Genomic DNA, 15,859 nt, shown 5'->3' with positions numbered 1-15,859 from the left:
CTGCGTTACTCCACGGTCACCAGCGTGACCGACCGGGCGGGAACGGTCAGGGTCAGGCGGTCGCCCCTGATCGCGACGGCCTTTACCGGCTGGGGCACGAAGGGATCGGGCTGGCCGAACTGTACCGGCCGGTCGATGCGGTCGGCGGTGATCGCGGATGCCTGGGCGCGTCGGCCGGACAGGGCGCTTGCCACCATGTCCACGGGCGCGGGTTTGTCGGGGTCGAGGTTGACGATCGACAGGTGCAGCTTGCCCGCCGCATCGCGCGACGCCGAGGCGCTGATCGTCGGCAGGCGCGTCGCGCCCTGGACATAGTTCGGCGTATCGACATCGACCGGAATCTGCGTCGCGCCCTGATGCACCTTGTACAGGTCGAAGACGTGCCAGGTCGGCGTCACCACCATCTCCTTGCCCCGGGTCAGGATCAGCGACTGGATGACGTTCACCATCTGCGCGATATTGGCCATCCGCACCCGGTCGGCATGGTTGTTGAAGATGTTGAGGCTGAGGCCCGCAATCACCGCGTCGCGCAGCGTACTCTCCAGATAGAGGGCGGAGGGCGCGTCCTTTTCGCTGTTGAACCAGGCGCCCCATTCGTCGACGACCAGAGCGACCTTCTTTTCGGGGTCGTAGCGGTCCATGATCGCGGAGTGGCGACGGACCATCTCGTCGGTCAGCTGCGCCCGGCCCAGCGCCTTGGCCCAGTCGTCGCGGGTGAAGCCGACATTGCGGCCCTTGGCATACCAGTCATTGCCGGTGAAGGTGTAGAAGTGGAGCGACAGCCCCCACAGGAGCGGCCGGGGATTGATATAGGCGAGCGGGGTGGGATTGGGCCGTGACTTCATCGTTCCGGCCATGACCTTTTCGGTCCACTCATAATCGTCGGTGTCCGCGCCCACCGCGATCAGCTTCGTCGGGCCGCCCCCAAAGGTGCGCAGGTTGGCGGCATATTGGCGATACTGGGCGACATAGGTTTCGGCCGTCATCTTTCCGCCACAACCCCAGCTTTCGTTGCCGACGCCGACATAGGGCACCGCCCATGGGGCGGCACGGCCATTGGCGGCGCGCTCCGCCCCGGCCGAGCTTTCGACGGGCGCGGTCATGTAGCGCAGCCACTCGTCGGCCTCGCGCACGCTGCCCGATCCGACATTGACCGATACGAAGGGCCTGGCCCCGATCTGGTCCAGAAAGTCCATGAACTCATGCGTGCCAAAGGCATTGGAATCGGGCGCGTTGCCCCAGGCCGCGTTGATGCTGCGTGTCCGTTTGTCGCGCGGGCCGATGCCGTCCCGCCAGTGATAGCCGTCGGCGAAACACCCGCCGGGCCAGCGGATCACCGGCACCTTCGCCTGCCGCAGCGCCTGGGTCACGTCGTTGCGGATGCCGCGCGTATTGGGGATTGGCGAGCCCTCGCCGACCCAGATGCCCTCATAAACGCCGCGTCCGAGATGTTCGACAAATTGGCCGTAAATCTCGGGCGCGATACGGGGGCCGGGACGGTCGGCATGAAGCAACAAAGTGGTGCGCGGCGCCGTCGTTTCACCGTTCGCTGCGGCTGCTGGCGCCGTTGCCGTTGAGAGCGCTAGTACGAAGCTGCCGACCCAAGCAATACGATGCGAAAAGGCAAATCTACCCATCCCCGATCCTCCCCCGATATCTTATATTGTAAGAGTAATGCCACCCATTTGCATATGCAACCTGTCATTCCCCCTGAACTGAAGGCGGCTGGCGGCTCTGGCAGGCCCGCCGCTTTCGCGACATAGCCGGCGCCATGTCCATCCCCCGACTCTCGCCGTCCTGGTTCCGCCACCGGGTCCGATCCAGCGAAGCGAGCCTGGTCCTGCTCGCCATCGCGATCGGTGCGGCGGCGGGATTGCTGAGCGTCGTGCAGGGGGCCATCGCGCGAGGGTTGCAGCGGTTGCTGTTCACGTTGGAGGTGGATCAACGCCTGAGCGCCAGCACGACCGTCCCGGCCTGGGGACTGCTGGCCCTGCCGCTGGGGGGATTGGTGCTCGTCCTGTTCTCGCGGATCACGGGTGCGCGCAAGCGGCGGCTGGTCGACGCGGTGGAGGCCAATGCGCTGCACGGCGGGCGCATGTCCTGGTCGGACAGCCTGGTGATCTCCGGCCAGACGATCCTCTCCAACGGCTTCGGCGCCTCAGTCGGGCTGGAGGCGGCTTATGCGCAGCTGGGGGCGGGGCTGGCCTCGATCACCGGCGGCTGGTTGCGGCTGCGGCGCGGCGATCTGCGCGTGCTGGTCGGGGCAGGGACGGGCGCGGCGATCGCGGGGGCCTTCGGCGCGCCGCTGGCCGGGGCCTTCTATGCTTTCGAGATCGTGATCGGCGCCTATACGCCCGCCGCCATCGCGCCGGTCGCCGCCGCCGCCCTGACCGGGGTGCTGGTCGCGCAGATGCTGGGCGCACAGCCCTATCTGGTCAACGCCGTCGCGGGCGAAGCGGTGCTGACCCATCATTACCTCATCTATGCCGGGCTGGGCGCAGTGGCGGCGGCGCTGGGCATCGTGCTGATGCGCGCGGTCGCGGAGATGGAGACGCTGACCCGTCGTCTGCCGATCCCGGCGGCGTGGCGGCCGGTCCTGGGGGGCGTCCTTCTGATGCCGCTCGCCTGGCTGACGCCGCAGGTGCTGTCGGCAGGGCACGGGGCGTTGCATCTCGACCTGGAATATGGCCTGCCGCTCAGCTTCCTCGCCGCCATCTTCGTGATGAAGAGCGCGGCGTCGATCGTGTCGCTGGGTTTCGGTTTTCGCGGCGGCCTGTTCTTCGCCTCGCTGTTCCTCGGCAGCCTGCTCGGCCATATCTATGCCGATCTGATCGGCCTGATGGTCGGCGCGCCGGTCGTCGATCCGCAAAATGCCGCGCTGGTCGGCATGGCGGCCTTTGCGGTGGCGGTGGTCGGCGGGCCGATGACCATGGCAATGTTGGTGCTGGAGGCGACGCACGACTTCTCGCTGGCGGGGGCGACGATCGCGGCCTCGCTGGTCACGACGACCATCGTGCGCGAGACGTTCGGCTATTCCTTCTCGACCTGGCGGCTTCACCTGCGCGGCGAGACGATCAAGAGCGCGCGCGATGTCGGCTGGATGCGCACCCTGACCGCTGGCCGCATGATGCGCCGGGTCGAGCGTGCGACGCCTGCCCAATGGACGATCGCCGAATTTCGCCGCGCCTTTCCGCTGGGATCGACCAGTCGCGTCGTGCTGGTCGACGAACAGGACCATTATGCCGGGATCGTCCAGACCGCGCGCGCCTATATCGACGGGCTGGACCCCGCCGAGCCGATCGCGACGCTCGCCATCCAGCGCGACCATGCGCTGGCGCCCGAGGCGGATGTGAAGGCGGTCATGCGCGCCCTCGACGCGGCCGGGGCCGACGAAATGGCGGTCGTCGGTCCGGACCGTACGGTACTGGGCCTGCTATCCGAACCCTATGTCCGCCGCCGCTATGCCGAGGAGATGGACAAGGCGCAGCGGGCGTTGTTCGGCGAGGATTAGAAGGCCGCTCATTCCTCTCCCTTGCAGGGGAGGAATGGGCCGGGTTCAGCGCACGCCGTCGATATAGCGGGTCACATTCTCCGCCAGCACGTTCAGCGGCACGTTGCCGCCATCGACCACCGCCTGGTCGAAATCGCGCAGGTCATAGCGTGTCCCGAGCGCCTTTTGCGCGCGGGTGCGCTGCGACACGATCTCGGCCCGCCCGACCTCGTAGCCGCAGGCCTGACCCGGCCAGGAGCAATAGCGGTCCACCTCGCTCTCGGCATTGCTGCGGGGCAGGCCGGTGGCGGCGATGAACTCGGCCAGCGCCTTGTCGCGCGACCAGCCGATCGCATGGATGCCGGTGTCGACGATCAGCCGCACCGCGCGCCAGGCGAGGCCCATCAGATAGCCGAGCCGCCCGGCGGGATCGTCGCGGTACATGCCCAGCTCGTCGGCGAGCTGTTCGGAATAGAGCGCCCAGCCCTCCGAATAGGCGTTGAACGCCAGGATCGAGCGGATCAGCGGCAGCTTCTGCGCATATTCGCCCTGCCAGACATGGCCCGGTATCCCCTCATGATAGACGAGATCGGGGATGGTGACGCGGTTGTGGATCGACGGATCGCCCAGATTGACCCAGACCTTGCCCGGCACGCTGCCGTCGATGGTGCCGGGGCCTCCATAGGCCGCAGGGGCGCCGGGCTCCTGCGCCACCGGCATCCGCCGGATTTCCAGATTCCCACGCGCCAGCCGCCGGAACGCATCGGGCAGGCGCGGGCGGATCGCGTCGATCCGGCCCTCCATATAGGCGACGATCTGCCGCCGCCCTTCGTCACCATCGGGAAAGCCGATGCCGGGTCGCTTTTGATAGGCGATGGCCCGCTCGGCGACGCTGCCCTGGGTCAGTCCTTCGCTGCGCAGGATCGTGTCCATCTGCGCCTGGAGATCGGCGAGCCGGGCCTGGCCCATGGCGTGCAGATCGGCCGCGCTGCGCCGCGTCGTCGTCCCGGCGCGAAGGCCCCAGCCATACCATTCCGGGCCATGCGGGCGGACATTCATGCCGGGTGCCGCGATCGCCACGCCGCGCTGCGCCTGCAACTCGGCCAGTTGCCGCTCCAGTGCGGGCACGATGGCCGAGCGCACGATCTGCGCGGCACGGTTCGTCCAGTCGCCGGGGATCGCGGTCGTCTTGCGCGCGAGTGGGCCGATCAGCGGGCCGTCGGCCTTCGCCGCCTCGGCAATGGTGCCGGTCATGCCCTTGATCGTCTTGTCGAGCAGGAAGGACGGCGGCACCAGCCCCTGTTCGCGTGCCTGCCGGATCCGCACCGTCTCTCCATCCAGCTGCGCGGGCATGGCGGCGAGGCGGGCGAGATAGGCCTCCGCATCGGCCTTGTCGCGAACCGGCTGGTCACCGTCCAGCATCTGCGGCACGTCCAGCCAAGCACCGACATTCTGAATGACGGCATAGGGCGTGTTCCGCCAGTCCCCGATCGTCGCGACGCCATAGGGTAACGCCATGCCGTCCAGCGCGGTCCGGAACGCGCTTTCGACCACCGCAAGACTGGTCAACGTCGCTGGATCGAGCCCGGTGCGCGGCACCCGCGCCACCTGTTTCAGGCCATCGGTCAGGAAACGCTGCCGCGCCGCGATACCGGCGGGCGAGCGATCCTCCAGCCTGCGTCGCAGATCGGCATGGGTGCCGGTATCCACGCCCAAAGTGGTCGCCCGCTCGGGCACGAGTTCGAGCAGCTGCCACGCCAGCCGATCGAGCAGGGCTCCCACATCGCTGGCCGGGCTGGCCGCCCGGACGGAGGCGGCGGCGGAGAGGGCGGTCATACCCGCCAGGGTTTCACGACGGGAGAAGAAGCTGGTCATGCCGCCAGGATGACCGGCGCAGGGGCACAGGTCAAACGGGGATGCGGCCGCCTTGCAGTTGTAACATAAAGTTCATGCCCATGTCGCTTTCCTGTCTTGCCACCGCCCTACCGCCTGCCGTGACGATAGAAGGGGCGGGCGATTTATGAAGAATTTTGCGCGACTTGGGGGGGCTTCGGCCTTGGGCCTGTTGCTGGCGGGAACGGCTTTCGCACAAGGGCCTGCCGTGCCGCAGGGACTGAAGCTCGACCGGGTCGTGCTGCTGATGCGGCATGGTGTCCGCCCGCCGACCAAGTCGCCGCCCATGCCCGAAGGCACCACGAACCAGGCTTGGCCAAGCTGGCCGGTCGCGCCCGGTTATCTGACTCCGCACGGGCGCAGCGGCGTCGAGCGCTTGGGTGGTTATGACCGGCAAGCCTGGACGGCGGCGGGCCTGCTGCCGCGATCGGGTTGCGCCACAATCCGGATCGTCGCCGACAGCGACGAACGGACGATCCGCACGGCCGAGGCCTATGCCGCGGCGCTCGCGCCCGGCTGCCCCGTCGCGATCGATCACAAGCCGCAAGACGTGGCCGACCCGATCTTCTCACCGATCGACGAGCGAGCGGTGGCGTTCGATGCGGCGAAGGCGCGGGCCGCCGTGCTGGCCGGGGCAGGGGGCGAGGCCGGGCTCGTGGCGCTCGACAAGCGGCTGGCGCCTGAACTGGCGCGGCTCGACGCGATCCTCTGCGCGCCTGCCTCGCCGACATGCGGCGTGCGGCAGGCTCCGACCAGCTTGGCTCCGGCCAAGCGCGACAAGCGGCCCAAGCTGACCGGGGCGGTCGACCGCGCCTCCACGGCGGCGCAGATCCTGCTGCTCGAATATGCCGAGGGCAAGCCGATGGCAGAGGTCGGCTGGGGCCGTGCCACGCCCGCCGATATCGAGCGGCTGGGCGTCTTCCATGCCGAGGAATTCCGGCTGCTCGCCCGCCCGCGCTATGTCGCCAAGGCGAATATGGCGGGGATCGCGCCGTTGATCGTCGAGGGGCTGACGGCGGGCAAGGGGCCGGTGATCACGATGATCTCGGGCCACGACACCAATATCGCCAGCCTGGGCGGGCTGCTCGACCTGCATTGGAAGGTGCCGGGGCTGGCGGCGGATGATCCCGCGCCGGCCGGGGCGATCGTGCTGGAGCGGCTGGTCGATGCGCGGGGGCAGGCTTATGTCCGCGCGCTCTATCGCTCGCAGACTGTCGAGCAGATCCGCAAGCTGGCCGATCCGGCGGTGGAGGCCCCTTACGTCGCGGTGCTGCCGATCGCAGGCTGCAAGGCGCGGGGCGTGGTGGGGCTCTGCACGATGCAGGCGTTTCAGGCACAGCTTACCCGCTAAACCATTCCTCCCCATCAAAGATGGGGAGGAATTGGCGGGCCTTACCAGGTCAGGTTCAACCGGCCGTAAAGCTGCCGCCCGTTGAAGCCGAAGGGCGAATAGTACGGAAACGCCGTCACGCCATTGTTGTTGAGCGCGGCGGGTGTCGTGCGGGGATAGACGTCGAACAGGTTCGACGCCCCCAGCGCCAGCGACACATTGTCGTTGAAGCGGTACCGCCCCTCCAAATCGACGATAGTCCGCGGGCCGGTATAGAGGTCGTTGGCGACCACCGATCCGGGTTGCAGGACATCGCCATAATGCACCGCGCGCAGCGTCGCGCCGACCGCCTGACGGGTCCAGTCGACCGAGCCGACGATCTTGGTGCGCGGCGTGCCCTGTTCGATGGTCAGGATGCGGTTGCGGCCGAACAGGCTGGGCGCGGGGTTCAGTGCGGCCGTCGAGGTCGGCACCCGGTCGACGGACAGGTCGTTGATGTTCGCCGCCGCGCTCAAATTGAAATTGCCCAGCGTCTCGCTGCGCCAATTATAGGCGGCGACGATGTCCAGCCCCTTGGTGGTGGTCTGGACGCCGTTGATGAAGAAGCGCGCCGCCTGCACGCCGAACGGCGACAGAAGGCCAGCAACCTGCGCGCTGGCCGAGGACTGGATATTCTCCGACAGCACGATCTGGTTGCGGATGCGGATGCGATAGCCGTCGACCGTCAGGCTGAACCCGCCGAAGCGCACGACCGTGCCCAGCGAATAGTTGCGCGACTTCTCCGGCTCCAGCGGCAGTGCGCCCAGCGTCCGGGCGAGCGTGCTGTCGACCGGATAGAGGCCGGTTTCCAGGATGGTGCCGTTGGTCACCAGCGTCTGGGTCGAGGTATAATATTGCTGTTGCAGCGACGGCGCACGGAAGCCGGTGGACAGCGTGCCACGGAAGGCCAGCCACGGTGCGACGTCGTAGCGGGCCGAGAATTTTGCGGTCGCCGTCTCGCCAAAGTCCGAATAGCTCTCACCACGGACGGCCGCACCCAGGGTCAGGCGATCCCACAGCTTGGCCTCGACATCCAGATACAGGCTGCCGTTGCTGCGATGCGCGTCGACCTGGTTTTCCGGCCGGAAGCCGACGAAACCCTGCGCACCCGACGCCAGATTGGCGGCGGCGCCGGGCGCGCGGTTGTAGCTTTCGGGCTGGCCCGCCTCGATCTTGAAGCCCTCGCGGCGATATTCGGCACCCGCCGCGACGTTGAAGACCGCCGCGCCGAGCGAATATTCGCGCGACAGGTCCAGCCCGGTGACGAGCTGGTCATAGGTCAGGCTACCATCGTCAAAGTCGCGTAGCGTGGCGTTGCCATAGGTCGAATTGGCCGAGTTCAGCGTCGCGAAGTCGATCGTGTTGCGGCCATAGCTGACAGTCAGGTCGGCATTCCAGTCGCCGATCATTCCGCGCACGCCGCCGGTCGCAGTATAATCGCGCGACGTCGTGCCGATCAGCGGCAGGAAGCCGTCCGGATACAGGCCCCGAACCGCCTCGACATTGACGGCGTTCGCCCCCGCGACACGCGGGAAGGCGGCGCTTTCGCTGTCGCGCTGCTGGAAACCGCCATTGGCGTAAGCCGTCAAGCCGCTGTCGCCGAGGGGCAGCGCGGCGCTGAGATAGACGGTGCCCTGTTCGATCTGTGGGTCGCCGAAGCGGGCGCGGATGCGCTGTGGTGCGGGGCCGCGCGGGTCGATATCGGCGCGGTTGGTCGGCTGGCGCGCGACATATTCGCCTGACAGCGTCAGGAAGCCGTCGCTGCCCAGGCCGAAGCCCTTCCAGCCGCTGATCGTCACGGACTCGCCGTCGCGTACCGATCGCGAGGTGCGCGCGGCGTCATATTGGGTGGCGAAGGTGCCAAAGGTCACGTTCGCGCCGCCGCCCGAACGGGCCTCGCGCAGCCGCAGATTGACCACGCCCGCAATCGCGTCCGAGCCATATTGCGCCGACGCGCCGTCGCGCAGCACCTCCACTCGGTCGAGCGCGACCGTCGGAATGGTGTTGAGGTCGACCGCCGCCGCACCGCGTCCGATCGAACCGTTGATGTTGAGCAGCGCCGAGGTGTGCGCGCGCGTGCCGTTGATCAGCACCAGCGTCTGGTCGGGCGACAGGCCGCGCAACGTGGCCGGGCGGATCGCATCCGTGCCGTCCACCGCCGCCTGACGGGGAAAGTCGATCGAGGGCGCGACGCTCGACAGCGCCTGGGCCAGCTCCGTCGTTCCTTGCGCGCGCAGGGCGTTGCCGCTCAGCACGTCGACCGGAGACACGGAGTCGAGGCGGCTGCGCCCCTGCGCCCGGGTGCCGGTGACGACGATATCGTTCTGCGCCGGGGCGGCGGCGGGTTCGGCCTCGGTCTGGGCGGCCGGCTCGGTCGTGCTCTGGGCCAGAGCGGGTGCCGCCAGCAGCGGGCTCAGCAACATGGTGCCGCCAAGCAGCATGGATCGCGCGGTGCGCATCGGGTCATTCCCCCTATTCTTATCAACGAGATGAGCTTTGTTGCTCCTATCTCTACAGCGTTGCTGGGAATTGGGGCGCAAGGCTTGCTTGGGGGGCGATAAGGTTGGCTTGGCGGTGACGGATGGGGGGAAGGCGAAACATCCAGGATGGTCGACAACTCTCCCCTCTCCCCTCACAGAGGGGAGAGGGTTGCGCAGACTTGGTCTTTGCAAAAGCAAAGGCTTAGTCGGAGCCGGGTGAGGGGTGGAGCGCTCGGTTCCCGAGCGCGCGAGCCTCTGGCTCGCTCAACCCCTCACCCAAGCTGCGCTAGCCAGCACGCTGGCAAGCTCCGCTAACCCTCTCCCCTATCCAGGGGAGAGGGAATGAAGAGGGGATTGTGAATGTCGATCCACTTGCAACTTACCAGACGTGGACGCGCTGTTCGGGCGTGAGGTACAGTTTCTGGCCGGGCTGCACCTTGAACGGGCCGTACCACGCGTCGAGATTCCGCACGGTCAGAACCCGCCACGGCGCGGGCGCGTGGACATCGGTGGCGATCCGCGCCCGCAGCGCCTTTTCGCGCATCTTGGTGCGCCAGCTTTGCGCAAAGGCCAGGAAGAAGCGCTGGTCGCCGGTCAGCCCGTCGATCACCGGGGCGGGCTTGCCGCCCAGCGAGGCCTTGTACGCCTCATAGGAGGCGGTCAGCCCTGCGACATCGGCGATATTCTCGCCCAGTTCCTGCTCGCCGTTCAGATGAAGGCCGGGCAGCGCCTCATAGGCGCTATACTGCGCGACCAGCGCCTGACCGGCACCCTCGAACCGCTTCAGGTCGGCGGGTGTCCACCAATTGTGCAGCCGCCCGGTGGAGTCAAAATCGGACCCCAGATTGTCGAAGCTGTGGCTGATCTCATGCCCGATCACCGATCCGATCGCGCCGTAATTGGCCGCCGCGTCGAACTTCGGGTCGAAATAGGGGCTTTCCAGGATCGCGGCGGGGAAGTTCAGCGCGTTCTGGAGCGGCAGGTTGACCGCGTTCACCGTCTGCGGCGTCATCCACCACTCGCCGCGATCGACCGGCTTGCCCAGCTTCGCCAGATGATAGCGATAGAGCGACAGCCTGGCGCGCTGGGCATTGCCGACCGGATCGTCGGCACGAACGTCGAACTTGGGGTAATTCCACCAATGGTCGGGATAGCCGACGCCGACCTTCAGCACCGCCAGCTTGGCGCGCGCTTCCTTCTTGGTCGCGGGTGCCATCCAGTCGAGCGCCGCGATGCGGCGGTCGAAGGCGGCGACGATGTTCTTCACCATCGTCTGGATTTCGGTCTTGGACGACGCCGGGAAATAGCGCGCGGCATAGATTTTACCGACCGCTTCGCCCAGTGTGCCGTTGACCGCGGAAATACCCCGCTTCTCGCGCGGCTGCTGCGCGGGCGTGCCGTTCAGCGTGCGGCCGTAAAAGCCGAACGAGGCATCGTCGATCGCCTTGGGCAGCGAACCCGTGACCTGGTTGATGGTGTGGAAGGCCAGCCAGTCCTGCCAGCTTTGCAGCGGCTCGCTGGCGACCAAGGCCGACAGCTTGGTGATCGCATCCGGCTGCCACGCGATGAAGTCGCGCTGACCGGCGGGCACGCCCGACGCGGTCCAGAAGGCATTCCAGTCGATGCCGGGAGCCTTGGTGTCGAAATCGGTACGGGTCCAGGGATTGTCGCCCTTATGCGCGTCCTGGCTGGCGATGATGTCGGTCTGCGCGGCGGCGATCTTCATCTCCAGCGCGAAGACCCGGTCGGCGCGGGCCTGCGGATCGGACAGCCCGGCCAGCGTCATCAACTGAGTCAGATAGGCGCGATACGCGGTGCGGATTTCCGCCATCTCCGGCTTGTCCGACAGATAATAGTCGCGGTCGGGCAGGCCCAGTCCGCCCTGCATCAGATAGGGCACGTTGCGGGTCGGCCGGTTCAAATCCTGGCTGATGAACAGGCCGAACAGGTCGTTGGTGCTGGCGTAATTGTTGTTGTTGAACGGATCGGTGTCCGAGCGCATCGCCGCGCCGATCGCGCGCGACAGGTCGTGCTTGTCCCTGATCGCGGCGATGGCGGCCAGATCGCCCTGGATCGGCGTCAGCCCGCGCGCCTCGATCCCGGCGGTATCGGTATAGGCGGCATAATAATCGGCGATGCGCTGTTCGTCGCTACCGGGCGCGCCCTTGGCCGATGCGGCGCCCTTGATGATCGCGGCGGTGCGCCCCTCGGCCCGCAGCGAGACGTCCAGCCCGACTCCGATCGAGGATCGATCCGCCGGAATCTGCGCGGTCTTGATCCATGTCCCGTTGGCATAGTCGTTTAAATTGTCGCCGGGTTTGACGCTGTCGTCGATCAGCGCCTTGTCGACGCCGGGCAACAGGCCCGTCTGGGCGATGGCGGCGGAAGAGGCGAGGAGGGCAACCGCAAAGGCAAAGCGCTTCATGATGATCCTGAAATCGGGAGTTCAAGCCCGATGGAGCACCCTTCGCAGCCTTTAAGTCAAGGATCATAACATGAACTTCACGTCATGATCGCCGCTTACGGAAAGCCCTTGCCGCCATGCGCGCCGACGGCGGTGCCGGTGGAGAAGGTCGCCTCGCCGCTCGCCAGCGCGACATAGAGCGAGGCCAGCTCGGCCGGTTGCCCCGCGCGGCCGAGCGAGGTGTCCTGGCCGAACTCGTGCATCTTGTCCGGCAACTGCCCGCCCGCGACCTGAAGCGGGGTCCAGATCGGGCCGGGCGATACGGCGTTGACCCGAATACCCTTCTTGGCCAGCTGCTTGGCCATGCCCCGCGTCAGGTTCTGGATCGCCGCCTTGGTCGAGGCATAGTCGATCAGGTCCTCGCCCGGATCATAGCTGTTCTGCGAGATGGTGTTGATGATGACCGACCCCGGCGGCATCGACGGGATCGCCGCCTTGGAAAAGCGGAAGACGTGATAGACGTTCGTCTCATAGGTGCGGACGAACTGCTCGTCGCTGATCTCCATGATGTCCGCCTTGGACTGTTGATAGGCGGCGTTGTTGACCAGCAGGTCGAGGCCGCCGAGCTGCGCGATCGTCTTGCGCACCACCTCTTCGCAGGCCTTTTGCGTGCGGATGTCGGCGGGCAGCAGCACCGCCTTGCGCCCCGCCTGACGGATCAGGTCTGCGACCTCGCGCGCGTCCGGCTCCTCGCTGGGGTAATAGTTGATCGCGACATCGGCTCCCTCGCGGGCAAAGGCGATGGCGGCGGCGCGGCCGATGCCGCTGTCCCCGCCGGTCAGCAACGCCTTGCGTCCCGTCAGCTTGCCCGATCCGCAATAGCTGGTCTCGCCATGATCGGGGCGGGGCGTCATCTTGCTGGCAAGCGCGGGCCAGGGCTGACGCTGCTCGGGGAAGGGCGTGCTGGTATAGGCCGAGCGGGGATCGCGCAGGCTGGGCGCGCTATCGCCACCCGCCTGCGCCGCCGCCGCGCCCGGTGCCGCTGTGGCCGCGAGACCCAGCGCCGCCCCACCCAGGACGCCGCGTCGCGAGGTTTCGAAATCGCTCATGTCGATGTCCTTCACGAAGACAGGGGAGGTGTCAGGCGGCGATTTCACCCTCGTCTTCGCCATCCCAGTAACGGATACGCTCGGCATGGACCCGGATCATGACCACGCCTGGCGTGTCGATGCCTTCGGGGAAATAACGGTCCAGATCCTTGGTCCAATGCGCCTCGAACTGCGCACGATCCTGGATCAGCGCGGCGCGCCCCTCGATCGCGACGAATAGCGGCGGCCCGCCCAGCATCCCGACCGCCCCGGTATAGCTGAGCGTCACCAGCGGCTGAGCCTGGATCTCGGCCACCTTGCGCGACTGGGTATAGGCGAAGAAATAGCTGTCGCCGTCATAATCGACATCGCCATTGTTGCTCATCGGCCGCGCCGTCATCGCCCCGGACGCGCTTTGCGTCGCCAGCATCGCGAAATCGAGCTTGGCCATCTTCTTCGCCAGTTCAGGCAGCGTCATCGTCGCCATGCGATCATTCTCCCGGCAAGGTCGCAGGCATTGGCGGAAAGCCAAGTCCCTGAAATTGCGCGGAGTTCGTAACGGGCGAAAGCCGATAGGGTTCATCGGGTCTGAAAGCGCACCAGCGCGAGCGTCGGATGGCGGAAGAGGTGTCCGCAGAACTGCTTTATCCTCTGATGTTCGCCAATACCCAAATTCGTTCAGGTTTATCGCTTTTATTCAGGAAATTAGATGGTCACTCATGGCTAAAATGTTCGTCGTTATTCGTCGAGTTTCGCGGTAAGGGTCGGTGTTGCCGAAGACGTCTCATGCAGACCGCCGAGCACCAGGCCGCCGCCCGTCAATCGCGTGTCTACCGCCTCGATGCCGAACGGGAGAACCGCGCTAGCACTGCCGCGCACAGCGCCTATGGCGCTCCGCAGGCGGGCCAGTGTTTCGATGGGTGGGGCGGTGGAAGACATCATTGCTGCGACTCATGTGTTCGCTATATGTTCCGTTGATTCCGTAAGCGGGTCAAGGCGTTGCGCAAGCGGATCGATAATCGGAACGGGACAGGGCCGTGGTAGAAAAGGGCCGCAAAAGGGGCAGCCAAGAAGGCGGGGCAGGGGCCGATCACGATCATATCGGGCGGCGCCTGCGCACGTTGGAAGAGTGTGCATTGCACAAGCGAACGCTGCGCCTCACCTGTCCAAAATGCGGTCACCTCCGTGTTCTCGACGCCGTTACGCTCTGGTGGCTGTCTCATCGGCGAGGTTGGGACGGCACGCTCGGATTGGTGGGGCGACTATGCTGCTCGGCATGCCAGGCGGAGGGACACACCCGGCGTCCCCATGTAATGATCGGGCGGGACCAGCCCACCGGTGCTGATCTGCCCTATCTGGACGCGGGGACGTGGAAGAAGCTTGTCTCGCGCTACCGGTCGTGATCGAACGAGCGAATGTGTAATCTTTACAATATCAAGGTCGATCCCCGGACCTATTTCGACGCGCTTGCCGTGGTCGACGACGCGAGCAACACGCTGGAGGTCGAGAAGGATTACGCAGCGCCAGGGAAGCCCGGCTATGTCGTCCGCATGGAGGAGGGCCGGCGGGTTCTGAGCACGATGCGCTGGGGCTTCCCGACCCGCAAACCGCGCAAGCGACCAGCGCGCGAGGGGGAATTGCCCTTTCTCTACGACTGGTGGACCAACGCCCGGAACATGCAGAGCAACATGTCGAAGCCGTGGCTGATGAAGGCCGAGCATCGCTGTCTCGTACCCTTCACCCGCTTTGCCGAACCCAAGGCAGCATCCCATCGGAAGGCGCCAGGCGACACCAACTGGTGGTTCACCGTCGAGGATCAGGCGGTGCCGTGCTTCGCCGGGCTTTGGAAGGTCGATCAGGATCATGACCGGGTCTATGCTTTCTGCACGACCGAGCCCAATCCTCTGGTGGCGCCCAAGCATCCGAAGGCGATGCCGGTCATCCTGCTGGCCGAAGATCAGGAACGCTGGCTGACCGCCCCGGTCGAGGAAGCGCTCAGCTTGCTGGCGGCCTATCCTTCACAGCTGATGAGCGTCGCCTGAGCATGGTCCGCAACCGCTATTATGACGGGCCGCCGAGCGATCACTTCGACGGTACCCGTTTCTTCAATCCGGGCCAGCCCAGCACCGACCGGGGTCTGGGCGCCATCCTGCGCTGGAAACTGGCGGGGGCTGCTGCCAAATGGCCGAAGTCGGTGCCGGTGACGCCCACCAGGCCTGAGGCGCGCGTCGATGGCCTGTGCGTGACGATGGTCGGCCATGCTTCGCTGCTGATCCAGGCGGCAGGGGTGAACATCCTCACCGATCCGGTCTGGTCGGAGCGTGCCAGTCCATTCCGCCGCGTCGGGCCGAAGCGGGTGACCGCACCGGGGATCGCGTTCGACGACTTGCCGCCGATCGATGTCGTGTTGCTGAGCCATGCGCATTACGACCATCTCGATGTCGACACGCTGCGGCGCCTTCACGCCGTGCACGATCCGCTGATGGCGATGCCGCTCGGTAATGATGCGATCGTCCGGGCGGCGGTCCCGGCAGCGCGGTGCATGAGCGGCGACTGGTGGGAGCGGCTTGACCTCGGCGGCGGCATCGCGACGACGCTGACCCCGGCCAATCATTGGTCGAACCGCTGGCCGAGCGACACACGCATGACGCTGTGGAGCGGGCATTATCTGGAAACCCCGACGGGCTCGATCTGGTTCGTCGGCGACACGGGCTATGGCGACGGACGCATCTTCGGCGAGGTTCGCGAGCGGCTTGGTGCGCCGGACATCGCCCTCATCCCGATCGGTGCCTATGCGCCGAGGTGGTTCATGGCCGCACAGCATGTCGACCCGGTCGACGCCGTAAGGATTTTCAACGATGTAGGGGCAGGGCGAGCGCTGGGTATTCACTGGGGCACATTTCAGCTGACTGATGAAGCACGCAATGCGCCTGTTGAGGAATTGGCACTGGCATTGTGCGGTGCGTGTATTGGAGAGGAACGCTTCGTAGCCGCTGTGCCGGGATGTGCGTACACCTTCGCCAGAGATCTGAAGCAGACCGTCTGAATTTTTGTAAAGCTTGTGGGAAGCTGCCAGTCCGCTTTCGGGCGCCGACCGCCAAAAGCAGACGCTCATTCAGTCGGCAGGGCAGGGGC

General features: G+C 66.3%; 10 protein-coding genes. 4 read left to right on the top strand and 6 right to left on the bottom strand.

The genetic code is table 11. The features are described from left to right. Nucleotides 1–5: 5 nt before the first annotated feature. Nucleotides 6–1,517 carry an alpha-N-arabinofuranosidase gene (locus GGQ89_RS14730; protein WP_240456311.1) on the bottom strand — a complete coding sequence of 504 codons (1,512 nt, stop codon included), beginning with the start codon at nucleotides 1,515–1,517 and terminating at the stop codon, nucleotides 6–8. Between the two features lie 254 nt (nucleotides 1,518–1,771). On the opposite strand from GGQ89_RS14730, the gene GGQ89_RS14725 reads away from it, so the two are divergent. Next, complete coding sequence (locus GGQ89_RS14725; RefSeq protein WP_184106215.1) at nucleotides 1,772–3,511, top strand: chloride channel protein; 1,740 nt, start codon at nucleotides 1,772–1,774, stop codon at nucleotides 3,509–3,511. A gap of 45 nt (nucleotides 3,512–3,556) precedes the next feature. Here the strand turns inward: GGQ89_RS14725 and GGQ89_RS14720 are convergent, their stop codons facing one another. Next, on the bottom strand, nucleotides 3,557–5,365 hold the full coding sequence (locus GGQ89_RS14720; RefSeq protein ID WP_184106214.1) for a DUF885 domain-containing protein: 1,809 nt from the start codon (nucleotides 5,363–5,365) through the stop codon (nucleotides 3,557–3,559). A gap of 145 nt (nucleotides 5,366–5,510) precedes the next feature. On the opposite strand from GGQ89_RS14720, the gene GGQ89_RS14715 reads away from it, so the two are divergent. Further along, nucleotides 5,511–6,734 carry a histidine-type phosphatase gene (locus tag GGQ89_RS14715; protein ID WP_184106213.1) on the top strand — a complete coding sequence of 408 codons (1,224 nt, stop codon included), beginning with the start codon at nucleotides 5,511–5,513 and terminating at the stop codon, nucleotides 6,732–6,734. A gap of 41 nt (nucleotides 6,735–6,775) precedes the next feature. Here GGQ89_RS14715 and GGQ89_RS14710 read toward each other — a convergent pair whose 3' ends face one another. From GGQ89_RS14710 to GGQ89_RS14695, 4 genes are all read right to left on the bottom strand, one after another. Next, on the bottom strand, nucleotides 6,776–9,211 hold the full coding sequence (locus tag GGQ89_RS14710; protein ID WP_184106212.1) for a TonB-dependent receptor plug domain-containing protein: 2,436 nt from the start codon (nucleotides 9,209–9,211) through the stop codon (nucleotides 6,776–6,778). 400 nt (nucleotides 9,212–9,611) lie between these two features. Then, nucleotides 9,612–11,657 carry a M13 family metallopeptidase gene (locus tag GGQ89_RS14705; protein WP_184106211.1) on the bottom strand — a complete coding sequence of 682 codons (2,046 nt, stop codon included), beginning with the start codon at nucleotides 11,655–11,657 and terminating at the stop codon, nucleotides 9,612–9,614. Nucleotides 11,658–11,752: 95 nt separating this feature from the next. Then, nucleotides 11,753–12,745 carry an SDR family oxidoreductase gene (locus GGQ89_RS14700; RefSeq protein ID WP_184106210.1) on the bottom strand — a complete coding sequence of 331 codons (993 nt, stop codon included), beginning with the start codon at nucleotides 12,743–12,745 and terminating at the stop codon, nucleotides 11,753–11,755. A gap of 31 nt (nucleotides 12,746–12,776) precedes the next feature. Continuing rightward, entirely contained in the window at nucleotides 12,777–13,211 is a 435-nt protein-coding gene (locus GGQ89_RS14695; protein WP_184106209.1) for a pyridoxamine 5'-phosphate oxidase family protein, read from the bottom strand. Between the two features lie 928 nt (nucleotides 13,212–14,139). On the opposite strand from GGQ89_RS14695, the gene GGQ89_RS14690 reads away from it, so the two are divergent. Both GGQ89_RS14690 and GGQ89_RS14685 read left to right on the top strand, forming a co-directional pair. After that, nucleotides 14,140–14,766: an SOS response-associated peptidase family protein gene (locus tag GGQ89_RS14690; protein WP_184106208.1), complete on the top strand. Its 627-nt coding sequence runs from the start codon at nucleotides 14,140–14,142 to the stop codon at nucleotides 14,764–14,766. 2 nt (nucleotides 14,767–14,768) lie between these two features. Further along, nucleotides 14,769–15,770 (top strand): MBL fold metallo-hydrolase, encoded by a 1,002-nt coding sequence (locus GGQ89_RS14685; protein ID WP_184106207.1) that lies wholly within the window; start codon nucleotides 14,769–14,771, stop codon nucleotides 15,768–15,770. Nucleotides 15,771–15,859 lie beyond the last annotated feature (89 nt).

This window comes from Sphingomonas yabuuchiae (genome assembly GCF_014199595.1).
Taxonomy (GTDB): domain Bacteria; phylum Pseudomonadota; class Alphaproteobacteria; order Sphingomonadales; family Sphingomonadaceae; genus Sphingomonas; species Sphingomonas yabuuchiae.
Note: the sequence above shows the minus strand (reverse complement) of the source record. Positions and strands in the feature narration are given on the sequence as shown.